The sequence below is a fragment of the Hylemonella sp. GW821-FHT10B10 genome (assembly GCF_059415585.1).
Window position 1 is genome coordinate 971,796 of the sequence record NZ_JBWKNN010000001.1, and the last position, 25,753, is coordinate 997,548.

At 65.6% G+C, this 25,753-nt stretch carries 23 protein-coding genes and 2 tRNA genes; 15 read left to right on the forward strand and 10 right to left on the reverse strand.

The features are described 5' to 3' along the window. The first annotated feature begins 8 nt into the window (after positions 1–8). On the forward strand, positions 9–1,292 hold the full coding sequence (gene nhaD, locus AC07NT_RS04800; RefSeq protein WP_498597569.1) for a sodium:proton antiporter NhaD: 1,284 nt from the start codon (positions 9–11) through the stop codon (positions 1,290–1,292). A 45-nt stretch (positions 1,293–1,337) separates the two neighbouring features. Further along, positions 1,338–2,318, forward strand: coding sequence for a 2-hydroxyacid dehydrogenase (locus AC07NT_RS04805; protein WP_498597568.1), 981 nt, complete (start codon positions 1,338–1,340; stop codon positions 2,316–2,318). Here AC07NT_RS04805 and AC07NT_RS04810 read toward each other — a convergent pair. The 3 genes from AC07NT_RS04810 to AC07NT_RS04820 are packed head-to-tail and all read right to left on the reverse strand — an operon-like array spanning position 2,308 to position 5,298. After that, on the reverse strand, positions 2,308–3,453 hold the full coding sequence (locus AC07NT_RS04810; protein ID WP_498597567.1) for a YbdK family carboxylate-amine ligase: 1,146 nt from the start codon (positions 3,451–3,453) through the stop codon (positions 2,308–2,310). The genes AC07NT_RS04805 and AC07NT_RS04810 overlap by 11 nt on opposite strands. Then, positions 3,443–4,705, reverse strand: coding sequence for a cation:proton antiporter domain-containing protein (locus tag AC07NT_RS04815; RefSeq protein WP_498597566.1), 1,263 nt, complete (start codon positions 4,703–4,705; stop codon positions 3,443–3,445). The genes AC07NT_RS04810 and AC07NT_RS04815 overlap by 11 nt, the downstream gene beginning before the upstream one ends. Positions 4,706–4,761: 56 nt before the next feature. Beyond that, positions 4,762–5,298, reverse strand: a complete 537-nt coding sequence (locus AC07NT_RS04820; RefSeq protein ID WP_498597565.1) for a MarR family winged helix-turn-helix transcriptional regulator — start codon at positions 5,296–5,298, stop codon at positions 4,762–4,764. A 108-nt stretch (positions 5,299–5,406) separates the two neighbouring features. On the opposite strand from AC07NT_RS04820, the gene AC07NT_RS04825 reads away from it, so the two are divergent. Together AC07NT_RS04825 and AC07NT_RS04830 are read left to right on the forward strand one after the other, a co-directional pair. Continuing rightward, positions 5,407–6,729: a DNA recombination protein RmuC gene (locus tag AC07NT_RS04825; RefSeq protein ID WP_498597564.1), complete on the forward strand. Its 1,323-nt coding sequence runs from the start codon at positions 5,407–5,409 to the stop codon at positions 6,727–6,729. Beyond that, the gene (locus AC07NT_RS04830) at positions 6,726–7,940 is read left to right on the forward strand and encodes an MFS transporter (protein WP_498597563.1); all 1,215 of its coding nucleotides are present in this window, start codon (positions 6,726–6,728) and stop codon (positions 7,938–7,940) included. The genes AC07NT_RS04825 and AC07NT_RS04830 overlap by 4 nt, the downstream gene beginning before the upstream one ends. Before the next feature lie 51 nt (positions 7,941–7,991). Here AC07NT_RS04830 and AC07NT_RS04835 read toward each other — a convergent pair whose 3' ends face one another. From AC07NT_RS04835 to earP, 5 genes are all read right to left on the reverse strand, one after another. Further along, positions 7,992–8,873: an LOG family protein gene (locus AC07NT_RS04835; RefSeq protein ID WP_498597562.1), complete on the reverse strand. Its 882-nt coding sequence runs from the start codon at positions 8,871–8,873 to the stop codon at positions 7,992–7,994. Between the two features lie 12 nt (positions 8,874–8,885). Beyond that, entirely contained in the window at positions 8,886–9,761 is an 876-nt protein-coding gene (locus AC07NT_RS04840) for a ribose-phosphate diphosphokinase (RefSeq protein ID WP_498597561.1), read from the reverse strand. A gap of 2 nt (positions 9,762–9,763) precedes the next feature. After that, positions 9,764–11,359: a thymidine phosphorylase family protein gene (locus tag AC07NT_RS04845; protein ID WP_498597560.1), complete on the reverse strand. Its 1,596-nt coding sequence runs from the start codon at positions 11,357–11,359 to the stop codon at positions 9,764–9,766. 77 nt (positions 11,360–11,436) lie between these two features. Then, positions 11,437–11,991 (reverse strand): elongation factor P, encoded by a 555-nt coding sequence (gene efp / locus AC07NT_RS04850; protein ID WP_460488742.1) that lies wholly within the window; start codon positions 11,989–11,991, stop codon positions 11,437–11,439. Positions 11,992–12,138: 147 nt separating this feature from the next. Next, positions 12,139–13,206, reverse strand: coding sequence for an elongation factor P maturation arginine rhamnosyltransferase EarP (gene earP / locus AC07NT_RS04855; protein WP_498597559.1), 1,068 nt, complete (start codon positions 13,204–13,206; stop codon positions 12,139–12,141). 25 nt (positions 13,207–13,231) lie between these two features. Between earP and uvrC the strand changes: the two genes are divergently transcribed. The 7 genes from uvrC to AC07NT_RS04890 all read left to right on the forward strand — a co-directional run bounded on the left by uvrC (position 13,232) and on the right by AC07NT_RS04890 (position 19,512). Further along, positions 13,232–15,202 (forward strand): excinuclease ABC subunit UvrC, encoded by a 1,971-nt coding sequence (gene uvrC / locus AC07NT_RS04860; RefSeq protein ID WP_498597558.1) that lies wholly within the window; start codon positions 13,232–13,234, stop codon positions 15,200–15,202. A gap of 50 nt (positions 15,203–15,252) precedes the next feature. Further along, complete coding sequence (gene pgsA, locus AC07NT_RS04865; protein WP_498597557.1) at positions 15,253–15,819, forward strand: CDP-diacylglycerol--glycerol-3-phosphate 3-phosphatidyltransferase; 567 nt, start codon at positions 15,253–15,255, stop codon at positions 15,817–15,819. 13 nt (positions 15,820–15,832) lie between these two features. Further along, the gene (locus AC07NT_RS04870; RefSeq protein WP_498597556.1) at positions 15,833–16,735 is read left to right on the forward strand and encodes a DMT family transporter; all 903 of its coding nucleotides are present in this window, start codon (positions 15,833–15,835) and stop codon (positions 16,733–16,735) included. Between the two features lie 325 nt (positions 16,736–17,060). Further along, on the forward strand, positions 17,061–17,333 hold the full coding sequence (locus AC07NT_RS04875; protein ID WP_057675617.1) for an HU family DNA-binding protein: 273 nt from the start codon (positions 17,061–17,063) through the stop codon (positions 17,331–17,333). 16 nt (positions 17,334–17,349) lie between these two features. After that, positions 17,350–17,425, forward strand: a tRNA-Val gene (locus AC07NT_RS04880). Between the two features lie 59 nt (positions 17,426–17,484). Next, a complete protein-coding gene (locus AC07NT_RS04885; RefSeq protein ID WP_498597555.1) occupies positions 17,485–19,407 on the forward strand; it encodes a SurA N-terminal domain-containing protein in 1,923 nt (640 codons plus the stop codon). A 29-nt stretch (positions 19,408–19,436) separates the two neighbouring features. Then, positions 19,437–19,512 (forward strand) — tRNA-His (locus AC07NT_RS04890). Positions 19,513–19,555: 43 nt separating this feature from the next. Here AC07NT_RS04890 and AC07NT_RS04895 read toward each other — a convergent pair. Next, positions 19,556–21,085 carry an MFS transporter gene (locus tag AC07NT_RS04895; protein WP_498597554.1) on the reverse strand — a complete coding sequence of 510 codons (1,530 nt, stop codon included), beginning with the start codon at positions 21,083–21,085 and terminating at the stop codon, positions 19,556–19,558. Between the two features lie 117 nt (positions 21,086–21,202). Then, the gene (locus AC07NT_RS04900; protein WP_498597553.1) at positions 21,203–22,177 is read right to left on the reverse strand and encodes an NADPH:quinone oxidoreductase family protein; all 975 of its coding nucleotides are present in this window, start codon (positions 22,175–22,177) and stop codon (positions 21,203–21,205) included. A 134-nt stretch (positions 22,178–22,311) separates the two neighbouring features. Between AC07NT_RS04900 and surE the strand changes: the two genes are divergently transcribed. Genes surE through AC07NT_RS04920 form a run of 4 tightly spaced genes read left to right on the forward strand, consistent with a single transcriptional unit; the run spans position 22,312 to position 25,747 of the window. After that, on the forward strand, positions 22,312–23,082 hold the full coding sequence (gene surE, locus AC07NT_RS04905) for a 5'/3'-nucleotidase SurE (RefSeq protein WP_498597552.1): 771 nt from the start codon (positions 22,312–22,314) through the stop codon (positions 23,080–23,082). Continuing rightward, a complete protein-coding gene (locus AC07NT_RS04910; protein WP_498597551.1) occupies positions 23,079–23,861 on the forward strand; it encodes a protein-L-isoaspartate(D-aspartate) O-methyltransferase in 783 nt (260 codons plus the stop codon). The genes surE and AC07NT_RS04910 overlap by 4 nt, the downstream gene beginning before the upstream one ends. An 11-nt stretch (positions 23,862–23,872) precedes the next feature. Continuing rightward, entirely contained in the window at positions 23,873–24,739 is an 867-nt protein-coding gene (locus AC07NT_RS04915; protein ID WP_498597550.1) for a peptidoglycan DD-metalloendopeptidase family protein, read from the forward strand. A gap of 27 nt (positions 24,740–24,766) precedes the next feature. Beyond that, positions 24,767–25,747: a sigma-70 family RNA polymerase sigma factor gene (locus AC07NT_RS04920; RefSeq protein ID WP_498597549.1), complete on the forward strand. Its 981-nt coding sequence runs from the start codon at positions 24,767–24,769 to the stop codon at positions 25,745–25,747. The last annotated feature ends 6 nt before the right edge of the window (positions 25,748–25,753 follow it).

Below are 25,753 nucleotides of genomic sequence, written 5' to 3' on the forward strand. Positions count from 1 at the left end.
GCATCGGTATGCACACCCTGCTGGTCCTCGTTTTTGTGCTGGCCTATGCGGCCATCGCCCTGGAACATCCCATCAAGATCAACAAGTCGGCCTCGGCCCTGCTGGGGGCCGGCCTCTTGTGGACGATCTACGCCGTGACCACGGGCGATCCCGGCAAGGTGGGCGGAGAACTGGGCGAATCGCTCATGGGCACGGCCCAGATCGTGTTTTTCCTGATGGGTGCCATGACCATCGTCGAGGTGGTCGATGCGCACAACGGCTTCGAGGTCATCACCCGGCGCATCCAGACCCGCAAGCTTTCCACCCTGATGTGGATGGTTGGTTTTGTCAGTTTCTTCCTGAGTTCCATCCTGGACAATCTGACCACCACCATCGTCATGGTCTCGCTGATGAAGAAGTTGCTGGACCAGCGCGAGGATCGCCTGTTCTTCGCCGGCGTCATCATCATCGCCGCCAATGCCGGTGGCGCCTGGACGCCGATCGGTGACGTGACCACCACCATGCTGTGGATCGGCGGTCAGATCACGGCGCTGGAGATCATGAAGGGTCTGTTCATCCCCTCGATGGTCAATCTGCTGGTGCCCCTGGCTGTCACCAGCTTCGCACTCGGCGCGCGACCGGTGATTGCGCCACAAGCCGCCGATGCCGAGGGCGTCGAAACCACGGCTTTCGAACGCAACCTGATGTTCTTCTTGGGCCTGGGCATCCTGGTTGCGGTCCCGGTGTTCAAGACCCTGACGCAGCTGCCGCCGTTCATGGGCATCCTGTTTGGCCTGGGGCTCTTGTGGTTGGTCGGTGACCTGGTACACCGGGGCAAGGAAGACGACCTGGCCAGGCAGCGCCTGACCCTGGCGCGCGCGCTGACCCGCATCGACATGAGTTCCATCGTCTTCTTCATCGGCATCCTGCTGGCCGTGGCCGTGCTGGAGCACGCCCACATCCTGTCGTCCATCGCGCGGTGGCTGGACCACAGCGTGGGGCGTCAGGACGTCATCGTCATGCTGATCGGCCTGGTCAGCGCCGTGGTGGACAACGTGCCCCTCGTCGCCGCGTCCATGGGCATGTACAGCCTGCAGCAGTACCCGGCCGACAGCTTCCTCTGGGAGTTCCTGGCCTACTGCGCCGGCACCGGCGGTTCCATCCTCATCATCGGCTCGGCGGCCGGCGTGGCCGCCATGGGCCTGGAGAAGATCGACTTCTTCTGGTACGTGCGCAAGATCAGCGGCCTGGCCCTGGTCGGCTACTTTGCCGGCGCCCTGTTTTATGTTGCCCAGTACCACCTGTTGCGCTGAGCTGCGATCATTCCGTCCGTCTGCCTACTTACCGAGACCTGAAACATGAAACCGAAGATCCTTGTGACACGCGCCGTCTTCCCGGAAACCATCGCTTACCTGGCCCAGCATTTCGACGTTGAATCCAACCAGGCCGATGAGGCTTGGAGCAACGCCCAGTTGATCGAGCACCTGCGCGACAAGGATGGTGCCTTCACCACCGGCAGCGTGCGCATCGATGCCGAGGTGCTGGCCGCCTGTCCCAAACTCAAGATCTGCGCCAACATGGCTGTGGGCTACAACAATTTCGACATGGAGGCTCTGACGGCACGCGGTGTGCTGGGCACCAACACGCCCGACGTGCTGACCGAGACCACGGCCGATTTCGGTTTTGCCTTGATGATGGCCACGGCCCGTCGCATGACCGAGAGCGAACACTACCTGCGTGCCGGCAAGTGGACCAAGTGGAGCTACGACATGTTTGCCGGCTCCGACATCCATGGCGCCACGCTCGGTATCCTGGGCATGGGCCGCATCGGCCAGGGTATTGCCCGGCGCGGGGCGCTGGGTTTCGGCATGAACGTGATCTATCACAACCGTTCGCGCCTGGATGCCGCAACTGAGGCCGAATGCAAGGCCCGTTACGTCAGCAAGGAAGAGCTGCTGAAGAGCGCCGATCACCTGGTGCTGGTGTTGCCCTATTCGGCCGCTTCACACCATGCCATCGGCGCGGCCGAACTGGCCCAGATGAAACCCACGGCCACGCTGGTCAACATTGCGCGCGGCGGCATCGTCGACGACGCGGCCCTGGCGAAGGCGTTGCGTGACAAACGCATCGCCGCTGCCGGCCTGGATGTGTTCGAGGGCGAGCCCAAGGTGCATGCCGATCTGCTGACGGTGCCCAACGTGGTGCTCACGCCCCACATTGCCAGCTCGAGCGTGCCCACACGCAAGGCCATGGCCAAGCTCGCGGCTGACAACCTGATCGAGTTCTTCAGCAAGGGCAGGGGCCTGACACCCCTGAACCCCCAGGTGCTCAAGGCCTGATGGCGGTTTCGTACGTCCCGGTCTTGCGGAACTGCAGGCCGGCCTGGCGCGTGACCTCACCCAGCAGCTGCTCATTGGCCTGGGTTTCGCGCAACCAGCGCGCATCGTTCCATCCCCGTTCCGTGCTGCTACGCAGCAGCTCCAGCGCGGTGCCAGAGCCTGGTGTCGTGGCGTGGGGCTGCACGCGGTCCAGCGTGGCCAGGATGTGCTCTTTGAGCGGCAGGTGTGTGCCGCTGGCCGGGTCTACGTAGACTGCGTCGAGCCCGAAACGGCAGGCCTGGAAGCGGTTGTAGGTGTAGACGAGGTAGTCGTCCTCCACCGGTTCAAACGGTTGCTCCTTGAGAAACCAGTCGGCCAGAGCCTGCACATAACCCGCCAGCGCGGCGGCGCGTTCGATGCTGAGCGGCGTGTCGAACACCCGGATCTCGATGGTCCCGTACTCGGGCTTGGGGCGGATGTCCCAGTAGAAGTCCTTCATGCTCCTGACCACGCCGGTGCGTGTCATCTTGTCGAAGTAGGCGTTGAAGTCAGACCAGTTCAGCACAAAGGGGGCTCGCCCTGAGAGCGGAAAGGCGAACACCGAATTCAGCCGCGCCGAATCGAAGGCCGTGTCGTGTCCTTGCACGTAGGGGGATGAGGCTGAGAGTGCGATGAAGTGCGGGATGTAGCGCGACATGCGGTGCAGCATCAGCAGGGCACTGTCGGCGTCCGGACAGCCCACATGCACGTGCTGGCCAAAGATGGTGAACTGCTTGGACAGGTAGCCGTAGAGTTCGGACAGCTGCCGGAAACGTGGCTTGTCGTAGATGCGCCGCTCATGCCATTGCTGGAAGGGGTGGGTGCCGCCGCCGACCACAGCGATATTGAGCTTATCGGCGCACTGCACAAGTGCGTCCCGGATCTGGCCCAGCTCCTCCTGCACGTGTGACGGGGATCGGCATATGCCAGTGGAAATCTCGATCATGCTGGAGGTCATCTCCGGTACCACATTGCCGGGCAGCTTGCGCTTGGCCATCAGGCGCAGCATGTCGTCGGCGTAGGGAGCGAGGTCGTAGTCGTGCGTGTTCACGAGCTGGAGCTCGAGTTCCACGCCCAGGGTCAAGGCCTCGGAGCGATTGAAGGACTCAAGCGGCATCGGTGCTGTCTCCCTCGGTTTTGATGCGCCGGATGGCCGGCGGGCGACCGGCTTCGCCGGCACGCTGCAGGGCCAGCACGGCCATCAACGCGCCCAGCACTTCCATGAACAGGATCAGGGGCAGGGCAATCATGGCCACGGGCTGGCCGATGGCAGGTGCGAACTCGGCAAACTGCGAAACCAGCAGCAGGGCCACGGCCGACATGGGCCACAAGGCGTTGGCGGTCCATACCGCCTGCTTCAGGCTGGCACCGCTGCCCCAACCCGTCAGGGCGATGGCCCCCAGCTTGGCCAGCGCGCGTGCCAGTATCAAGGCGGCGATCAGGCTCCAGGCTTGCCAGTCCCACGCGGCCTGCGCGGCGGCCATGGAGACCAGCACGAACATCAAGATGGTCAGGATGGCGGCGGCCGTGCCGAACTGGCGAGGCCAGGTCCAGGGCCGCGGGTGCAGGGTCTTGAGCAGAATGCCGGCCAGCAGGGCGGCCAGGGGCGCCGAGCCGCCAAAGTGGGCCGCCAGGGCCGTGCCTGCGGCGATCAGCGAAAGCTGCAGCACGGCGGTGTTCTCGCTGGTCGGGCTCATGATCTCCAGAGCCTTGCGCAGGGCCAGGGCCAGCAGGGCGCCGACCAGGACCGAAGCCACCACCAGCAGGATCACCGGGTAGATGATGGCGTCCGTCAGGGCCGCGGGGGAACGTCCCAGCAGGCGTGCCATGACACCGCCCAGGGCCAGCACGTAGAACGTGTTGAGCGCCGCCAACGCGAGCACGCGGTCGGTCACTGGGCCGCTGGCGCGCAAGTCGCTGGCCACGCGCATCAACACGGCTGGGGACGTGGTCACCAGCAGCAGCGCCAGCGGCACCTGCAGGGCTTCGTCCACGCCGAAGAGCTGCAGCACCCACCAGGCGACAAGGTAGGTGACGACGGCCTCGCCCAGGCTTTGTGCGAGCAGCATGGGGTTGTGACGGAACCAGCGCAGCGAGATCCGCCCACCGGCTTCGAACAGCACAATCGACAGGCCCAGTTCCACCATGAAGCGGGCGATGCCGTCCAGCGGCCAGCTGGCCGTCGTGTAGCCGGAGAAGCCGGCCAACGCACCCACGGCCGTGTATCCCAGCACCTTGGGCAGGCCCAGGTAACGCTGCAACAGGTGCCCGGCTGCGGCAGCCAGGGCCAGCAGCAGAGCCCACTGCACGGTGGGCAGACCGGCCGAGGGTTTGATCCATTCGGACCAGTGCAGCATCAGATCGATCATCTACTCTCCTGGAGGGGGCCGGCTTGCGCGTGCAAACGCAAGACCGTGACCCGGAATCAGAGTGAGGCCAAGGGTGATTTGGCCGCCGCAGCGTCAGCCTGCATGGCGGCCAGCAGCAGGTCCAGATCGGCGTTCAGGCGCTTGAGCACCCGCGGGGGCAGGGTTTGCAGGGCCTGGGGCAGCACACCTTGGTAGTGCTGTCCCTGCAGGCGTTGCAGCACCTTTTCGCCAGCGGGCAAGAGACTCAGGTGCAGCACGCGGGCATCGGCGCCGTTGCGTGCGCTGCTGAGCAGCTTGCGCTCAACCAGTGTTTTGACCAGGTTGCTGGCCGTGGACTGGTGGACGTCCATGGCCTGCGCCAGCTCACTGATGCGCATGCCCGGATGCACACGCAACAGGCTCAAGGCGCGCAGCTGCGCGGCACCGGTGCCGGTGATCTGCTCCACCTGACGGAAATGCGTGCGTACGGCCGCAAAGACCTGCCGAAAGCGCCGCAGGGATTCAACGGCCGGATCCTGGCTGTCTTGCAGCAGTGGCCTGATGCGGGCGGCATTCGCGGCACGCGCAGGCGCGAGGGGGCGTACTGCCTTCATGCGGACAATTATATTTGTACAAATGTAATTAGCTGCTTGCCCCCTCCGCCGTCGGGGGATCAGGGCGCGCGCGCATCAATCACAATAGCGGGTCTGGAGGAGAATGGTTTGAACTCAGTCGTGTTCTGGGCCCTGCTGGTGCTGGGCGTCTTGAATCTGGTGCTGCTGCTGGCGCTCGTGTTGCGCCGCGAGGAAGGCAAGTCGGCGCTGGCCGCCGAGCAGCTGTCGCGCGGTTTGCGCCAGGAGATCAGCGAATCGGCCCGCGCTTCGCGCCAGGAGCTGACGCAGAACCTGGCGACCTTCCAGCAGACCCTGGTGCAGCAGGGGGCCGAGGCCACCCGCACGCAGAACACCCAGATCGATGCCTTCGGCCAGCAGCTGGCCCTGCTGCAGAAGACGCTGTCCGATACGCTGACGCTGCAGCTCTCCAACCTGAGCGAATCCAATGCCCGACGCATGTCCGAGGTACGTGCCACGCTGGAGGCCCAACTGGCCCAGCTGCAGCAGACCAATATCGCCAAGCTCGACGAGATGCGCGCCACCGTGGACGAGAAGCTGCAGACCACGTTGCACGCTCGTCTGGGCGAGAGCTTCAAACAGGTGGCTGAGCGCCTGGAACAGGTGCACAAGGGCCTGGGCGAGATGCAGACCCTGGCCGCCGGTGTCGGTGACCTCAAGCACCTGCTCACCAATGTGAAGACCCGTGGCATGTTCGGCGAGGCGCAACTGGCCTCCTTGCTGGAACAGGTTTTTGTGCCCGACCAGTACGCAGCCCAGATCGCCACACGCCCAGGCAGCAAGAACGTGGTGGATTTCGCCATCAAGCTGCCGGGCAAGTCGGACGACGGCTCGCCGCTGTGGCTGCCCATTGACGCCAAGTTCCCGAACGAGGATTACGAACGCCTGCTCGACGCACAGCAGCGTGCCGACGCCTTGGCGGCCGAGGCGGCGGCCAAGGCGCTGGAGGCGCGCATCAGGCTGGAAGCCAAGTCCATCGCCGAGAAGTATGTGGAGCCGCCGTACACGACGGACTTCGCCATCCTGTTCCTGCCGACCGAAGGCCTGTACGCCGAGGTGTTGCGTCGCCCGGGACTGATGGAGTCTCTGCAGCGCGAGCACCGCATCACCCTGGCCGGGCCCACCACCTTGCTGGCCATGCTCAGTTCCCTGCAGATGGGCTTTCGCACGCTGGCGCTGGAAAAGCGCTCCAGCGAGGTCTGGCAGGTGCTGGGCGCGGTCAAGACCGAGTTCGGTAAGTTTGGCGACGTGCTGGCCAAGGTCAAGTCGCAGACCGAGACCGTGCTCAACACCCTGCAGCAGGCCGAAACCCGCAGCAATGTCATGAAACGTGCGCTACGCCAGGTCGAGGCCCTGCCCGAGACGCAGGCGCAGGTTCTGCTGCCCGTGGACAAAGAGGCTGACGAGGGGTGAACAGCACGACGGCGACTCCGCGTTTCCAGCTGGCGCGCCTCATCGGCGGACACATCTGCCTGCACGCCTGCATGGCCGGCCTGCGCATGGCCGCTCCCTTGCTGGCGCTCAAGCAGGGCTACAGTGCCTGGGCCGTGGGCGTGCTGATGGCCCTGTTCGCGCTCACCCAAGTCTTCCTCGCTCTGCCGGCCGGCAGGTATGCCGACCGCCATGGCCTGCGCCGTCCGATTGCCTATGCCGTGGTCGCCGCCACAGCCGGTACCGCGCTGGCGGCCCTGTTCCCTGTCTTTCCGCTGCTGTGCCTGGCCGCCCTGCTCAGCGGTGGCGCCACGGGCGCCGCCTCCATATCCTTGCAGCGTCACGTGGGCCGGGCGGCGCGTGACGCCACCGAACTCAAGCAGGTGTTCAGCTGGCTGTCGATCGGGCCGGCCACCTCCAATTTCCTGGGGCCGCTGCTGGCTGGCCTGCTGATCGACCACGCCGGGGTGTGGCTGGGCGGCGAGGCGGCGGATCTCACCGGCTACCGCGTGGCTTTTCTGTTCCTGGCCTTGCTGCCTCTGCTGACCTGGTGGTGGGTGCGCGGCACGCCAGACCTGCCTTCGGCCGCCACAGCCGCCGAGCAGGGTAAACGCCGGGCCTGGGACCTGCTGCGCGATCCCATGATGCGCCGTCTGCTCCTGGTGAACTGGTTTCTCTCGTCCTGCTGGGATGTGCACACCTTCGTGTTGCCGGTGCTGGGTCATGAGCGCGGCTACAGCGCCTCGACCATCGGCGTGTTGCTCGGCTCCTTTGCGCTTGCAGCCACCCTGGTGCGTCTGCTCATGCCCTGGCTGGCCGAACACCTGCGCGAACGGGTGGTGATCAGCGGCGCCATGCTGGCCACGGCGGTGCTGTTTGGCATATACCCCCTCATGCCCAGTGCCCTGGGCATGGGCCTGTGTTCGGTGCTGCTGGGACTGGTGCTGGGCTCGGTGCAGCCCATGATCATGAGCACCTTGCACCAGATCACGCCAGCCGACCGTCATGGGGAGGCCCTGGGTCTGCGCCTGATGTCGCTGAACGGCTCCAGCGTGGCAATGCCGCTGCTCTTTGGCAGCATCGGTGCCGCGGTGGGGGTGTCCCTGGTGTTCTGGGTGGTCGGGGCGGTGGTGGGGCTGGGCAGCCCTGTCGCGTGGAAGCTCAGGGCCCCCACGCTTCCTCACGCTCTGTAGCCGCGGCCCTCCACGGGCGCTATGGCCTTGGGGTGGCCCGGCGGCGGTAATTCAGGGCCGCGCCGTGTCTTCCAGCCGATAAAACGATTGGATGGCTTCCCAGGCATCTTCAGGTGTGTCGACGACACTGAAGAGGCCGACATCCTGGGGCGAGATCACGCCTTCCTCGATCAGGAATTCGAAGTTGATCAGCTTTTTCCAGAAACTGCTGCCATAGAGCACCACGGGCACCGGCTCGGACTTGCCGGTCTGCACCAAGGTCAGGATCTCGAACAGCTCGTCCAGCGTACCGAAGCCCCCGGGGAAGGCTACGAGCGCCTTGGCACGCATCATGAAGTGCATCTTGCGCAGCGCGAAGTAGTGGAACTTGAAACACAGGCTGGGGGAGATGTAGGGGTTGCCCGACTGCTCGTGTGGCAGGGCGATGTTCAGGCCCACGTTGAGGGCGCCGGCTTCATGCGCGCCGCGGTTGGCGGCTTCCATGATGCCGGGGCCACCACCTGTGCAGATGTAGAGCCGCTCGTTTTGGGGCAGCTGCGCGCTGTGCTCGGCCACCAGGCGGCCGAAGCGTCGGGCCTGGTCGTAGTGCTGGGCGTTGCGCATGTCGCGCTCGGCAAGTTTCAGTGCGGCGGCATCGCCGCCGCGCCGCGCCGCATCCAGCCGGGCTTGCGCTGTCTCGGGCGAGGCGAAGCGGGCACTGCCGAACACCACGACGGTGTTGGTCACGCCCTGTTCCTGCTGCTCCAGGTCGGGCTTGAGCATTTCGAGCTGGAAACGGATGCCCCGTGTTTCCCGGCGCAGCAGGAATTCTGGGTCGGCAAACGCGAGGCGGTAGGCATCGGCCTGCAGGGGAATGCCGGCGTCGGCATGGGCTTTGAGATCGGCCCAGGCGTCGGCCAGGGTCCGGGTGCTGAGGTCGTGTGGTGTCTTCATGGCAGGTGTCTTTCAGTTCAGATGAGCCGCGATGGCCGGGGCCATGCTCACGGCGTTGCTTGGGTGGGCGATGCAGTCGGTGCTCCAGACATGGCGGATGCCGGCCTTCCAGAGCAGCTGACCGGCATCGCCGGCAAAAAGTGCGTGGGTCACGGCCACGTCGACCGAAGCCGCGCCGGCGGCCAGCAGGCCGCGCGCGGCCTGGGCCAGGGTGTGGCCGCTGCTGGCCACGTCGTCGAGCAGCACCACGGCACGGCCGCGCACGGTGGTTTCGGGCAGGGCGATCTCCACATGCTGGTCGCCGTGGCGCACCTTGCGGCAGACGGCGTGGTCGAAACCGTGGCGTGCGGCCGCCTGGGCGACCCACTGCAAGGCTTCCTCGTCGGGGCCGATCAGCAAAGCATCCGGACGGTGTCGTGCGATCAGGTCGGCCAGCAGGGGGGCACCGCTGAGCACCACGGTGCGCGGGACGGGGACGGCTTCTTCCAGCGTGGCGATGCGGTGCAGGTGGGGGTCCACGGTGACGACCGCATCGAACAGGCCAGCCAGAAAACGGCCCACGATGCGCTGGCTCACGGCCTCTCCTGGACTGAAAGCGATGTCCTGTCGCATATAGGCCAGGTAGGGCGCGACCAATGTGATCTGCGAGGCGCCCAGCGTTCGCGCGGTCTGTGCGGCCAGCAGCAGTTCGACCAGTTTTTCGTTGGGTTGTGCCAGCGAGCGCAGCAGCACGACGTGTGCGGGCAGCGCGGCCGGCAGGCGTAGCTTGAGCTCGCCATCGGGGAAACGGTGACGCGAGATGCAGGCCGCAGCGATGCCAGCGGCGGCGGCGATGCGCACGGCGCTGTCGGCCTCATCCTCGAAATGCAATAACAGGGAGGCGCGCATGTTCAGAATTCCACAAAGACGTGTGGCACGTCCTCGACACGGCCGAGGCGATAGCCGCTGGAGCGTGCGCAGGCCTGGCGCGCGAACTCCAGGTCGGCCGGGTAACTGGCGTGTACGCGATAGAGCACATCGCCGTCCTGCACTTCGTCTCCCAGTTTGCGCAGCAGGTCCACGCCGGCCTCCTTGACTTTGGGCGCCCCGGCAAAACGGGCGATGCGTGCCAGCTGCAGGTTGTCTATGCCGCTGACCACGCCCGCGCCGTGCGCACGGATCTCGAAGCTGAGCCGGCCCAGCCGGGGGTGGTTGGCGTCGAAGTGCCGGCTGCCCTGGGCTTCGATGATGTCGTTCATTTTCTTCAGGGCACGGCCCGAATCGAGGATGTCGCGGGCGATGGCAAAACCGTCACCACCGCGCACGTCGGCGTTGGCCTCCAGCATGCGCCCGGCCAGGCGCAGGGCCTTCTGGCGCAGGTCCATGGGGGCCCGCGGGTCGTTTTCCAGGACACGCATGACATCGCGCGCCTCCAGGACCGGGCCGATGCCGTAGCCGATGGGCTGGCGACCGTCGGTGATCACCACGTCGAGCGAGAGCTTCATGTGCCGTGCCACGTACTCGAACAGGCGACGCAGGCGTTGCGCCTCGGGCATGGAGCGCACCTTGGCCGTGGGGCCGATGGGGATGTCCAGTGTCAAATGGCTGGACCCTGCGGCGATCTTCTTGGACAGGATGGAGGCCACCATCTGGCCCGGTGAATCAAGCGCCAGGGGGCGTTCCACCGAAATCAGCACGTCGTCGGCCGGCGAAAGGTTGGCCGTGCCGCCCCAGGCCAGGCAACCACGGTGCTGACGCACGATGTCCTGCAGCTTTTCGATGGGCAGCTCCACATCGGCCAGTACCTCCATGGTGTCGGCCGTGCCGGCGGGCGAGGTGATGGCACGTGAGGATGTCTTGGGGCAGAGCATGCCGTGCGCGGCAACGATGGGTACCACGAGCATGGAGGTGCGGTTGCCCGGGATGCCGCCGATGCAGTGCTTGTCCACAACCAGCGGCTCCCGCCAGTCGAGCCGGCGGCCGACCTCGACCATGGCCTCGGTCAGGAAAAGTACCTCTTCGCGATCGAGCTCGTCACGGTTGGCGGCGACGACAAAGGCCGTGAGTTCGATCTTGGAGTAATGGTGCTCGCTGATGTCGCGCACGATGGCGCGGAAGTCGTCCAGCGACAGGCGCTCACCGGCAAGCTTGCGGTGCAGCGCGCCGATGGACTCAGGGGGCTCGGCCTGCGCCACCGTGACGGTATGGCCGTTTTCCACATTGAGCTGGTTGAAGGCTGATTTGGACAGGCCCAGTTCGCCACAGGCGACGATGGAAGCGTCGTCCACCACGTTCAGTGTGGCCAGGATGCTGCGGCCGTTGCTGCGGACTTCGATCTTGGACAGGGCCTTGAAGCCTTCGGCCCGGTAGACCTCGCAGTCGCGGTGCAGATAGGCCACGTTCTCGTGGTAGGTGTCGATCAGCACGCGGCGCAGGGCCAGACGCGATGGTCCGTTGTCATGACCCGCCGCTAACGGGGCAGGTGCGATGAGGCCTTTTTCACTCATGCAGGTAGCCTACACCGAATCGGCGGCCAAAAACAAAAGGCCCCCGCAGGGGCCTTTTAGCGACGTGCCTGAAACGCTCAGACGCGCTTGCGGTATTCGCCGGTGCGAGTGTCGATTTCGACCTTGTCGCCCTGGCTCACGAACAGCGGCACGGGCACTTCGAACCCGGTAGCGATCTTGGCGGGCTTGAGCACCTTGCCCGAAGTGTCGCCCTTGACGGCGGGTTCGGTCCAGGTGATCTCGCGTTCGACGCTGGTGGGCAGTTCCACCGAGATGGCCTTGCCGTCATAGAAGACCACTTCGACCGGCATGCCGTCTTCGAGGTAGTTCAGGGCGTCGCCCATGTTCTCGGCTTCGACTTCGTACTGGTTGTAGTCGGCGTCCATGCAGACGTACATGGGGTCGGCGAAATAGGAGTAGGTGCAGTCCTTCTTGTCCAGAATGACCTGGTCCATCTTGTCGTCGGCCTTGAACACCACTTCGGTACCGAAGTTGGCGATCAGACTCTTGAGCTTCATGCGCACGGTGGCCGAGTTGCGGCCGCCGCGGCTGTATTCGGTCTTGAGCACGACCATCGGGTCCTTGCCGTGCATGATCACGTTGCCGGCGCGAATTTCCTGAGCGATCTTCATAGTGTTTCCGTAATGCTGATTCGGTTGGCCGCTTTATGCCCCGAGTAAACCGGTGTTCGTGCGGCAGGTAAGGGGGAATTCCACAGGCCGGGCCGGTTGGGATTCCGCAAAGCCTTGAATTTTAACGTTTTTTGGGAGACAGGGGCATCAGTTGGGTGGGACGGCGACAAATTCAAGCAGGCGGCTGCCCAAATCGGTCTGCGCCAGCAGGCGCGCGCGGGCCAGCGCGATGGCGGTCGACCAGGCTGGCAAGTCCAGCGCTGGCAGGGGATGGGTGTCCAGGCCGTTCCAGGTCCGGGACAGGCTGCGCAGCGTTGCCGGGGCTTCGATCTGCGACAGAAAGGCCTCCAGCTTGGCGTGGTGGGCGTCATCGTGCTGGGGGTAGATCTGCCATACGAAGGGCCGTCCGGCCCAGAGGGCGCGCACCAGCGAGTCCTCGCCGCGCACGAAGTTCAGGTCGCAACTCCACAACAGATGGTCATAGCCGTCCTGCGTGAGGTGGGGCAGGTAGTGCAGCGCGAGCCCGGGCGGCTGGGGGCAGGCGCGTACCGCAGCTGCGGCGCGACCGGCGGTGACCAGCAGCAGGACCGGGCGGTCCTGCTGCGCCAGTTTTTGCAGCAGGGCGGGCAGCGCGGCGGGTTCGTAGCAGAACAAGGAGACGAGTTGCGTCTCGGGGTCGGGTGTGAGGCCCTGATGGCCCAGCCAGACCGTCCGGTCAAAGCCGGACTGGCGCTGCAGCAGATCAGGTTCGCGCAGAAGGCCGCCCGTGCAAGGGCTGAAGCCCGGGTAGAAAAAACGCTTGACCAGGCCGCGCCCGGGGCCTTGCATGAGGGGCGAGGGCAGGCCATGGCTGCGCTCCACATAGGGCTCGGCCGACAGATATTCAAGGTTGATCCAGGCCGGCGCCAGGCCATCGGCCTGGCGCCAGGCGACGTAGCGGGCCACGAACTCGCCAGGAATCTCGCAACCGAAGGCCTCGACCAGCACCTCCCCTGGGCGCAGGTTCTCCAGCGCGAGTGGCTGCGTCCACGGGAGCACCTCCACATCTGGACAACCCTGGGGCGCCATCCAGCGCAGGGCGCTGGCGTCGTCCACCCACAGCCGCACGGCCTGCCCACGGCCGGCGAGCTGGCGCGCCAGACGCCAGCACACGCCGATGTCGCCGTAGTTGTCGATGACCTTGCAGAAAATGTCCCAAAGACGCGGAGAACCCATGCCGGGATTGTCCACAATACAGGGCATGGCAAACGAGACGATCAAGGAAGAGGTCAACCCGGGCAGTGCACACAGTGCGGAGTTGCTGGCGCAGGTGGCGGCTTTGCCGTCGCTGCCCGGCGTCTACCGCTACTTCGATGCCGAAGGCGGCCTGCTCTATGTGGGCAAGGCGCGCAATCTGAAGAAGCGCGTGGCCAACTACTTCCAGAAGAGCCATGATGGCACCCGCATCGGCCACATGGTGGGCAAGATCGTGCGCCTGGAGACCACGGTGGTGCGCTCCGAGGCCGAGGCCCTGCTGCTGGAAAACAACCTGATCAAGACCCAGCACCCGCGCTACAACATCCTGTTCCGGGACGACAAAAGCTATCCCTATCTGAAGATCACCGTCGCCCAGCCAGCCGACAGCAAGGCTGCCACGGCCTGGCCGCGTGTAGCCTATTACCGTGGCGCGGTGGAGAAAAAGCACCACTACTTCGGCCCCTACCCGAGTGCCTGGGCTGTGAAGGAAGGCATCCTGCTGCTGCAGAAGGTGTTCCGTCTGCGCACCTGCGAGGACACGGTGTTTGCCAACCGCACGCGGCCCTGTCTGCTGTACCAGATCAAGCGTTGTTCCGGCCCCTGCGTGGGCCTGGTGACGCCCGAGGCCTATGCGCAGGATGTGGCGCATGCGGAAGGTTTTCTGCGTGGTGAGACGCAGCAGGTGCTGCAACAGCTCGAGGGGCGCATGCAGGTGCATTCGGAACAACTGGAGTTCGAGCAGGCCGCCGAGCTGCGTGACCAGATGGCCGCGCTGTCCAACGTATTGCACCAGCAGTCCATGGACAACGTGGACGACCGTGACGTGGACATCCTGGCTGTCAAGGTACAGGGCGGACGCGCCTGCGTGAACCTGGCCATGGTACGTGGCGGTCGTCATCTGGGTGATCGCGCCTATTTCCCGGTGCACGTGGAGGATGCCGCGGCCCTGCTGGGAGGCGAGGACGAATCCACCGCCGTACCAGTCGAGGTGCAGGTGCTGGAGGCCTTCATCGCCCAGCACTATGTGGAGGTGCCGGCCGTGCCCACGCTGATCACCAGCGAGCCGGTAGGCAAGTCGCTCATCGATGCCCTGTCCGAGCAGACCGGCATCAAGATCCGTGCCGTGCACCAGCCGCGCGAACTGCGCCGCAGCTGGCTGGAGATGGCGCAGACCAATGCGGCCCTGCAACTGGCCCGGTTGTTGGCCGAGGAAGGCTCGCAGCAGGCGCGTACGCGCGCGCTGGCCGAGGCCCTGGCCCTGCCGCAGGACCGGCTGGACGAATTGCGTATCGAGTGCTTCGACATCTCGCACACGGCGGGCGAGTCCACGCAGGCCTCCTGCGTCGTCTTTCACCACCACAAGATGCAGAACAGCGAGTACCGCCGTTACAAGATCGACGGCATCACGCCGGGTGACGACTACGCTGCCATGCGCCAGGTGCTGACGCGCCGTTACGCACGCCTGGCCCAGGCCTTGCGGGAAGGGGGCGAAGGCGAGGGGGGCATGGCCACCGAGGGGACGGACCGCCTGCCCGATCTGGTGCTGGTCGATGGCGGCAAGGGCCAGGTGGCGATGGCGCGCGAAGTCTTCGAGCAGCTGGGCCTGGACCTGGCGCTCATCGTCGGGGTGGAGAAGGGTGAAGGCCGCAAGGTCGGTCTGGAGGAACTGGTGTTCGCCGACGGGCGCGAGAAGGTCTACCTGGGCAAGGACTCGGCGGCCCTGATGCTGGTGGCACAGATCCGCGACGAGGCGCACCGTTTCGCCATCACCGGCATGCGCGCGGCCCGCGCCAAGGTGCGCACGGGGGGCAGCCGGATCGAGGAGATCCCCGGCGTGGGCCCCAAGCGGCGCGCCCGGCTATTGCAGCGTTTTGGCGGTGTGCGTGGAGTGGAGGCGGCCAGTGTCGAAGACCTGACCTCGGTGGACGGCATTTCGCACGAACTTGCCGAGGCCATCTACCGCGCGCTGCACTGAGCGCGCGGCCCGCGGCAGGCCGGTCCTGCGGACATGCCACAATCATGCAAATGTTCTTCACCATCCCCACCCTCATGACCTGGACGCGCATCGTCGCGATCCCTCTGATCGTTGGGGTGTTCTATCTGCCGCTGGAGCCCGTCACGCGCAACCTGATCGCCACCGTGATGTTCGTGGTGTTCGCCCTGACCGACTGGCTTGACGGTTATCTGGCACGCAAGCTCAACCAGATTTCCTCCTTCGGCGCCTTCCTCGATCCGGTGGCCGACAAGTTCCTGGTCTGTGCGAGCCTGCTGGTGCTGGTGCATCTGCAACGCGCTGATGTCTTCGTGGGGCTCATCATCATCGGCCGTGAGATCGCGATCTCGGCCCTGCGCGAATGGATGGCGCAGATCGGCGCCTCGCGCAGCGTGGCCGTGCACATGCTGGGCAAGGTCAAGACCACGGTGCAGATGGTGGCCATTCCTTTTCTGCTCTTCGACGGCATGCTGTTCGGCCTGATCGACACGCATCTATGGGGCACCGGCCTGATCTGGCTCGCAGCGGTGCTGACAGTGTGGTCCATGGTGTACTACCTGCAGAAGGCCCTGCCAGAAATCCGCGCCCGTGTGAAATGAAGTCGGCTGCGCGATGAGTCACCGTCGTGACAGTGAGGCCCTGTTGCGGGCCATGCCGCTGGTCTTCGTGCTGATCTGGAGCACAGGTTTCATCGTGGCGCGTTATGGCATGCCCCACGCGCCCCCGCTGGGTTTCCTGGCCTGGCGCTACGTGTTCTCCATCCTCTGTTTCCTGCCCTGGATCCTGGTGGCCCGTGTGGCCTGGCCGGCCACGCGCACACAATGGTTGCATCTATCGGTCACGGGTGTACTCATGCACGCGGGCTATCTCGGCGGCGTGTGGGCCGCAGTGAAAGCCGGCATGGGTTCGGGCCTGGTGGCCCTGATCGTCGGCCTGCAACCCGTGCTCACCGCCATCTGGCTGTCGGCGCGCGGCTCGGCCGTGACAAGACGGCAGTGGGTCGGCCTGTCCCTGGGCTTTGCCGGGTTGGCGCTGGTGGTGGCACGCAAGTTCGGCCAGGGCGGCGAAGCCGACCCGCTCAACCTGGCCCTCGCCCTGCTGGCTTTGCTGAGCATCACCATAGGCACGCTGTACCAGAAACACTTTGTTGCGCCTTGCGACGTACGCAGCGCCAATGCGGTGCAGCTCATCGCGGCGCTGGTGGTCACCCTGCCACTGGCCTTGTTTGAAAATGAAACCATGGGCTGGACGGCGCAGACGGGCGGCGTGAATTGGGAGCTGGTGGCGGCCATGGCCTGGTCGGTGCTGGGGCTCACGCTGGGGGGCAGTTCCCTGCTGTACCTGCTGATCCAGCGGGGCGCGGCCACCAGCGTGACCAGCCTGCTTTACATGGTGCCTCCCACCACGGCGCTGATGGCCTGGTTGCTGTTCTCCGAACCGATCACGCTGCTGACCATCACCGGTACGGTGCTGACGGCGGTGGGCGTGAGTCTGGTCGTGCGTTCTGCGCGCTGATGTGGTGCGCTGCGAGCGCCGGCACGAATGACGTCCGGTGCTAAACCATTTTCACAGCGGCGCCTAGTCGTGAATGACCGGGTCAGGAAGATTTATTTGTGAGCGGGTGATAACAGCCGCAGGAAAAATGCGTCTAGAATTCGCCCCCGCGCTGTTGTAATGCCGCATGCCATGTTGACACGGGTATCATCCGTGGCTCTAATCGCATGCAGCAGCACAAACTGCATGGCCCAGCCATCCGCGACCGGTTTGCCCAACCGGAGCGGCAAGCCAAATTTCTGACAAGACCAACTGACTAACGCAGTTTCCATACAAGGGGATCTTTGTGAACAAAACCGAACTGATCGAGCACATCGCCAAGCATGCCGACATTTCCAAGGCCGCCGCTACCCGCGCGCTGGAGTCCACCATCGGTGCCGTCAAGACCACGCTGAAAAAGGGTGGCTCTGTTTCCCTCGTGGGTTTCGGCACCTTTGCCGTGGGCAAACGTGCCGCCCGCACCGGTCGCAATCCCCGCACCGGCGCTGCGATTAAAATCAAGGCAGCCAAGGTGCCGAAGTTCCGTCCGGGCAAGGCTCTGAAGGACGCGCTGAACTGATGATCCTGTTTCGGTGGGGTGCTTAGCTCAGTTGGCAGAGCGGCTCCTTTACACGGAGTAGGTCGGCGGTTCGACCCCGTCAGCACCCACCACCCAGGCAAAGGCGAACGATGTGTTCGCCTTTTTTCTTTTTTTGCTGGAGAGCGTTCCCATGTTTGATTACGTACGCAAGCACAACAAGATCATGATGATCGTTCTGTTCCTGATCATCATCCCGTCTTTCGTGCTGGTCGGCATCGATGGCTACAACCGTTTCCTCGAGAAGGACCGGACGGTGGCCCGTGTCGGCAGCGCCGAGATCACGCGCGGTGAATGGGATGCGGCGCACCGTGAGGAAGTCGAGCGTGTGCGTCAGCTCATGCCTACGATCGATGCCAAGCTGCTCGATTCTGATCAGGCCCGCTACGCCACGCTCGAGCGCCTGGTGCGCGAGCGCGTGCTGGTGCAGGCCGCTCAGGCCGCGCACCTGGGCGCCAGCGATGCACGCCTGGCCCGCGAGTTGCAGTCCATCCCGGCCATCGCCGAACTGCGCCGGCCTGACGGCACGCTGGACATGGAGCGCTATCGCCAGCTGCTGGGTCGCCAGGGCATGAGCCCGGAGATGTTCGAGGCCCGCATGCGCAACGACCTGGCCGCACGTCAGGTGCAGGCCGGCGTGGCCCAGACCGCTTTCATCCCGGCCGTGCCGGCCGACCTGGCGCTGAACGCCTACTTCGAACGACGTGAAGTGCAGCTGGCGCGTTTTGCCACGGCGGAGTACGCGGCACGCGTCAAGCCCGAAGACAGCGAACTGGAAGCCTTCTACCAGGCCAACCAGGCCCTGTTCCAGGCCCCCGAGCAGGCCAGCATCGAGTACATCGTGCTGGACATCGATGCCGTGCGCAAGACGATCAAGCTCAACGAGCAGGACCTGCGCAGCTACTACGAGCAGAATGCCGCACGCCTGAGTGGCCCCGAGGAGCGCCGTGCCAGCCACATCCTGATCTCTGCGGCCAAGGACGCACCGGCTGCCGATCGCCAGAAAGCGCGTGAGCGCGCGCAGGAGCTGCTGGCCCAGGTGCGCAAGGCCCCCGACAGTTTTGCTCAGCTGGCACGCAAGCACTCGCAGGACCCCGGCTCGGCCCCCAATGGCGGCGATCTTGACTTCTTCCCGCGCGGCGCCATGGTCAAACCTTTCGAGGACGCTGCCTTTGCCCTGAAGAAGGGGGAAATCAGCGAGGTGGTCGAATCTGATTTCGGCTTCCACATCATCCGTGTGACCGACATCAAGGCTTCCAAGCAGAAGAGCTTTGCCGAACTGCGTGCCAGCCTGGAAGAAGACCTGCGCAACCAGCAGGCACGTGCGCGGTATGCCGAGGCCGCCGAACTCTTTACCAATGGTGTCTATGAGCAGTCTGACAGCCTCAAGCCCGTGGCCGACAAGCTCAAGCTCGAGATTCAGACGGCCAGTGGCCTGGGTCGCCAGCCATCACCGGCGGCCAAGGGCGTGCTGGCCAGCCAGAAACTGCTTGAAGCGGTTTTCTCTGCCGACAGCGTAAGCAACAAGCGCAATACCGAAGCGGTGGAGATTGCTCCCAGCCAACTGGCCGCAGCGCGCATCACGGCCTACACACCGGCGCGTACCCTGCCGCTGGCCGAAGTACGCGCCACGGTGCGCGAGCGTGTGGTGCTGGCGCGCGCCGCCGAATTGGCGCGCCAGGACGGCCAGCAGAAGCTTGCAGCCTGGAAGGCCAACCCGGCGGGCGCCGCCACGGGCGTCACGCAAGTGGTGTCGCGCGACCAGACGCAGAACCTACCGGCCGCCGTGGTCGACGCCGTGTTGCGCGCCGATACCGCCCAGCTGCCGCATTGGGTGGGTGTGGACCTCGGTGCCCAGGGTTATGTCGTGGCCCGTGTCATCAAGCGCGTGGAACGCGCAGCCCCTGCGGCCGATGCCCAGCGCCAGGAACGTGCCCAGTACGCCCAATGGTGGATGCAGGCCGAGGGCCAGGCCTATTACCAGTTGCTGCAAGAGCGGCTCAAGGTGCAGATCAAGGTGCCGCGCCCGGCGAATGCCCCGCGCAGCGCCTCGTGAACGACTGAGGTTATAATTTCGGCCTTACGGTGGCTGTAGCTCAGTTGGTAGAGTCCAGGATTGTGATTCCTGTCGTCGTGGGTTCGAGTCCCATCAGCCACCCCAACGCATCACATTGAATCAAGGCCCTTCGGGGCCTTGATTCGTTTCAGGGTGCCGTTCGCGGCGTCAGCATGCGCCGCACCAGCAGGGCGGCGATGATCAGCAAGGCGGCGCCGACGATGGCCGCGGCGTGCAGGGCATCGGTGAAGGCGAGGCGTGCGGCATCGCGCAGCAAGATGCCCAGTGGATCAGGCAGGGCCGAAGCAGCGGCCAACGCCCCGCCCAGGGTGGCGCCAGCGGCTGCTGCACTGTCGGCCGGCACATCGGCCGATACCATTGCCACCAGACGTTCGCGGTACAGCAAGGTGCCCAGGCTGCCAAAGATGGCGATACCGCAAGCCCCACTGAATTCAGACGCAGTTTCCGCCATGGCGGAGGCCGCGCCAGCGCGTTCGGGCGGTGCCGAGGTCACGACGATTTCCGTGCCGACGGTGAAGACCGGCGCCATGCCCAGGCTCATGACCACGGTGGCCGCGATCAGCACCGGGAGGGTGGCCAGGTCATGGGTGGCCAGCAGCAGAACAAAACCGAAGGCCGCCACCAGCAGCGCCGCTGCCAGCAACTGGTGCGGGGGCCAGCGCCGCGTCAGTCGGGGCGCCAGCATCGAACCCACGACGAAACCCAGGGCCCAGGGCACCGTGGCCAGGCCGGCGGCCAGCGGACTCAGCCCCAGCACGCCCTGCAGGTACTGCGTGATGAAGATGTAGACGCCGAACATGGCCAGGCAGGACAGGGCGTAGATGGTCAGCGCCGCGGCAAAGGCCGGGCGACGGAACAGGCCCAGGTCCAGCAGCGGGTAAGCCAGCCGGGACTGGCGCCGAACGAACACCAGTCCCATGGCTGCGCCGCAGGCCAGCGCCGCGAAGGCAGCCCGGTGCGGGCCGCTCTCGGCCCATTGCTTCAGGCCCCAGATCAGCGGCAGCACCGTGGCCAGTGAGAGGGCTACGCTGGGCAGGTCCAGCCGGCCGGCCTGCCGGTCACGGTACTCAGGCAGCAGGGACGGGCCCAGCAGCAGGAGCAGGAGCATCACCGGTACAGCGGCCAGGAAGACCGAGCCCCAGGGGAACCACTGCAGCAGCAGGCCCCCTGCCAGCGGCCCGATGGCGCTGCCGACCGAGAAGGCGGTGATCCAGATGCCGATGGCGAACTGGCGCTGCCGCTCGTCGTGGAACATGTTGCGGATCAGCGAGAGCGTGGAAGGTGCCAGCGTCGCACCGGCCACACCCAGCAGGGCGCGCAGGGCGATCAGGGCTTCGGCACTGTGCGCGAAGGCGGCCAGGGTGCTGGCCCCTGCAAACGCTGCGGCACCGATCAGCAACAACCGGCGGCGCCCGATGCGGTCACCCAGCGTGCCCATGGTGATGAGGAAGCCTGCTACCAGGAAGCCGTAGATGTCGACCATCCATAGCAGCTGCGAGGGGGTGGGGCGCAGGTCGGCGCTGATGGCGGGCAGGGCCAGGTTGAGCACCGTGAGGTCCATGGCGTAGACGGCACAGGGCAGTGTGATCAGCGCCAGGCCGATCCATTCGCGCCGGCCGGCCAGCGGTGGTGCCGCTTCAAGGGTGGGGGTTGTCATGTCCGTGGTCATGCGAGGATGGTTTGCATCAGAGTTCATGATGCACGACGAACCAAGCCCGTGATTCTCGACAAGGTATCCGGACGGCCGGGCCGCCCGATGGCTGCACTGGTGCGCTCAGTTGACGAGGACCAGCTTGCCCTTCACATCGCGCGCACCCATGCGCGCGTAGGCGGCCTTGAGCCCGGCCATGGGCAGGGTGCTGTCGATCACGGGCTTGATCTTGCCTTGGCCGTACCACTGGGCCAGCGCCATCATCATGGCGGCGTTGGCCTGGGGTTCACGGCGGGCGAACTCGCCCCAGAATACGCCGACGATGGACGCGCCCTTGAGCAACGGCAGGTTCAGGGGCAGCGCGGGGATGGGGCCGGCGGCAAAACCTACCACCAGGTAACGACCGCGCCAGGCGATGGAGCGCAGGGCCGGTTCGGCCAGGTCGCCACCCACGGGGTCATAGATCACGTCCGGGCCTTTGCCGCCGGTGAGGGCCTTGAGCTGCTCGCGCAGGTCCTGCGTGCTGTAGTTGATGGTGTCGTCGGCGCCGATGGTCTTGCACAGCGCACACTTGTCATCGCTGGAGGCTGCGGCGATCACCCGCGCGCCCAGGGCCTTGGCGATCTGGATGGCCGCCGTGCCCACCCCACCGGCCGCGCCCAGCACCAGCAGGGTCTCACCAGCCTTGAGCTGGGCCCGGTCCACCAGGGCGTGGTGCGAGGTAGCGTAGGTCATGATGAAGGCGGCTGCATCGGCAAAGGGGAAACCTGCCGGCAGGGGCAGGCACAGGGCGGCCGGTGCCAGGGTGTGGGTGCCGAAACCGCCGGTGCCCGAGAGGCAGGCCACGTGCTGGCCGAGTTTCAGATTCGTGACACCTTCGCCCAGGGCCTCGATCACCCCGGCGTACTCGGCGCCTGGCACAAAGGGCAGGGGCGGCTTGATCTGGTACTTGTTCTGCACGATCAGCAGGTCGGGGAAGTTCAGGCTGGCCGCCTTGATCGCCACCAGCACCTGGCCGGGACCGGGCTGCGGGGTAGGCTGTTCCGTCCATACCAGAGCGTCCACTCCCGTGGGATCCGTGCATAACCATGCGTGCATTCTGAGTCTCCTGTATCTGTGCCGTGGTGTGTCGGGCATGATACGTGCAACGCTGTTTGTTCTCTTGTCCCTCGCGTGACGCAGATCAAGACGGACGGGCCAGCCACCTACAATGAGCGCGTGACATCGTTACCATGAAAATCCTGATCTCCAACGACGACGGCTACCAGGCTCCCGGCATCGTGGCGCTGTATGAAGCCTTGCAGGATGTGGCCGAGGTCGAGGTGGTGGCGCCGGAGCACAACAACAGTGCCAAGTCCAATGCGCTCACCCTGCATTCCCCGCTGTACGTGCACCGCGCCGCCAACGGCTTTCGCTACGTCAACGGCACGCCGGCCGACTGCGTGCACATTGCGCTGACCGGTCTGCTGGGCTACCGGCCAGATCTGGTGGTCTCGGGCATCAACAACGGCGCCAACATGGGTGACGACACCATCTATTCCGGCACAGTCGGGGCGGCCATGGAGGGTTATCTCTTTGGCATACCCGCCATCGCCTTCTCTCAGACGGAGAAAGGTTGGAAGCACCTGGATGCTGCAGCGGCGCGTGCGCGTGAACTGGTGGTGCAGATGATGGCGCACCGCATGGTGGGTGCGCAGCCCTGGCTGCTCAACGTCAACATCCCCTGCCTGCCCCTGGAGCAGCTCAAACCCGCCAAGGTCTGTCGCCTGGGACGCCGCCACGCGGCCGAACCGGTCATCACCCAGACCAGCCCGCGCGGCGAGACCATGTACTGGATCGGCGCGGCCGGCCCGGCGATGGACGAGAGCGAAGGCACCGACTTCCATGCCACCTTGCAGGGCCATGTCTCGGTGACGCCGCTCAAGGTTGATCTTTCGGACCACGAACGCCTGGGTTACTGGGCGCAGTCCATGGCTCAGCTGGGTCGCAAGGAGCCCGCATGAGCGCAAGGCCGCGCCCCGGTTTCCCGGCGCGCCTGGACAGCCGGCCTGCCCGTGCTGCCGAACCAGCACGTCCCGGCGCGCCGGTTTCGCTTTCGCGTCCCGTGCAGGCGACGGCCACGCCGCAGGGCCTGGGGCTGGATTCCCAAGCGGTGCGCCTGGCCATGGTGAATAAGCTGGGGGCGCAGGGCATCAAGGATGCGCGCGTGCTCGAGGCCATGGGCCGCGTCGAGCGGCACCGTTTCGTCGACACAGCCTTGGCCACGCAGGCCTATGAAGACACCAGCCTGCCCATCGGCCTGGGACAGACCATTTCCAAGCCCAATGTGGTGGCGCGCATGATAGAGCTGCTGCTGGCCGGACGCACCGAGCCCATGGGGCGCGTGCTGGAGATTGGCACGGGTTGTGGCTACCAGGCGGCCGTACTGAGCCTGCTGGTGAAAGAAGTCTACAGCATCGAGCGTCTGCGCGGCCTGCACGACAAGGCGCGCGAGAACCTGCGCCCGCTGCGCCTGCCCAACGTGCATTTGCTGTTTGGCGACGGCATGGCGGGTTTTGCCCAAGGCGCACCCTACGCCGGTATCATCGCGGCCGCGGGGGGCGAGGCCGTGCCGCCGGCCTGGGTCGAGCAGCTCGCCGTCGGTGGGCGTCTGGTGGCGCCGGTGGCGCGGGCAGTCGGCGGCGCCCAGGCGCTGCTGGTGGTCGACAGGACCCCCGCAGGCCTGCAACACACCCTGCTTGAGGCGGTGCACTTTGTCCCTCTAAAATCGGGCATCGCATGAAGGAAACAGCTATGACGGTTTATTCGCGACGGGCAGGAATCTCGGGTTTGCTGCTGGTGGCCACGATGGTGCTGGCGGCCTGCGGCACGGGCCTGAGCAGCGCCCCGGTGGAAGACAGGCGCACCAGCGTCTCCCGTCCGGTCATGGACCCGAACACTACGCCCGTGAAGCAGCCCCCGGGCTTCGAGAACGCCGGCAAGGTCGGTTACTACACTGTCAAGCCCGGTGAGACGCTGATACGCATCGGGTTGGAGACTGGACAGAACTGGAAAGACATTGCGGTCTGGAACAACCTCGAGCAACCCAACCAGATCAGCGTGGGCCAGGTGCTGCGCGTGGCCCCGCCCGTCGCGGCGACGGCCGCCGATAGCAACGGTGTCGTGACCCGGCCCATTGGCTCCGGCAGCATCGCTTCCACCCAGGTGCAGCCAGGGCAGAACTCCAGCGCGGCGGCACGGCCAGCGGCCACGACGACGACCGAGCCAGCCGCAGCGGCCGCGGCAGCCGAATCCGGTCTGAGCTGGATCTGGCCGGTGCCCGGCCCCGTGCTGGCAGGTTTTGACGAGGTGAAGAACAAGGGCCTGGATCTGGGCGGCAACGCCGGCGAGCCGGTGCTGGCGGCGGCCGAGGGCAAGGTGGTGTATGTCGGGGCTGGCCTGCGGGGGTACGGCAACCTCATCATCCTCAAGCACGACAACACCTACCTGACAGCCTATGCGCACAACAAGACCCTGCTGGTCAAGGAAGATCAGGCAGTGCGCAAGGGCCAGAAGATTGCCGAGATGGGCAACAGCGACGCCGACCGTGTGAAGCTGCATTTCGAGGTGCGACGCCAGGGCAAACCGGTCGACCCGATCAAATACCTGCCGCCGCGCTAGCCTGCAGGACGACCGTGAGGAAACGCCATGCCCCGACGCTCCCCTCACGGCAAAAACGATACGCGTGCCGCACCCGCAGGCCCTGATGAAGGGGTGCCGCTGCCCGGTGTCATCGAGGCCGATATAGCGCCGACGGCGGTGGCCGAGCTGGTGTCGGATTCCGGCGACGCGCTGACCTCCTATCTGCGCCATATACGGCGCACCGAGCTTTTCACCCCTGCACAGGAGTACGAGACGGCCCTGCGCGCGCGCGCAGGCGACTTTGCCGCGCGCCAGAGCATGATCGAGCACAACCTGCGCCTGGTGGTCAGCATCGCCAAGCTCTACCTCGGGCGTGGAGTGCCATTGTCCGACCTGATCGAGGAGGGCAACCTCGGCCTGATGCACGCCATCGAGAAGTTCGAGCCCGAGCGGGGTTTCCGCTTCTCCACCTACGCGACCTGGTGGATACGCCAGGCGGTGGAACGGGCGCTGATGCAGCAGGGTCGGGTGATACGTCTGCCGGTGAATGTGGTGCGCGAGCTGCAGCAGGTGCTGCGTGCACGCCGCGAGCTTGAGAACGACGCGGTCTTCGTGGCGAGCCGGCCCGACGGCGTACGCGTCGAGGACGTGGCCCATTTCCTGGGCCGCGACATCCACGAGGTGGCCGAGTTGCTGGCGCTTGCCGAGACACCCAGGTCGCTTGACGCCACGCTGGATCGCACGGATGGTGAGCAGACCCTGGGTGAGACCGTGGTGGATGAACTGGCCGTCGATCCCAGCGGCATCACGCAGACGCACGAGGTGGAACGCCTGCTGGAAGACTGGCTGCAGAGCCTTTCGGAGCGGGAGCGCGAGGTATTGGAAGGGCGTTTCGGCCTGCATGACCGTGAACCCGAAACCCTGGACGTGCTGAGCCAGCGTCTGGGCCTGACGCGGGAGCGGGTGCGCCAGGTGCAGAACGAGGCCCTGTTCAAGCTCAAGCGCAACCTGGCCCGCCGCGGCATCACGCGCGAAGCCCTGCTGTGAATCTGC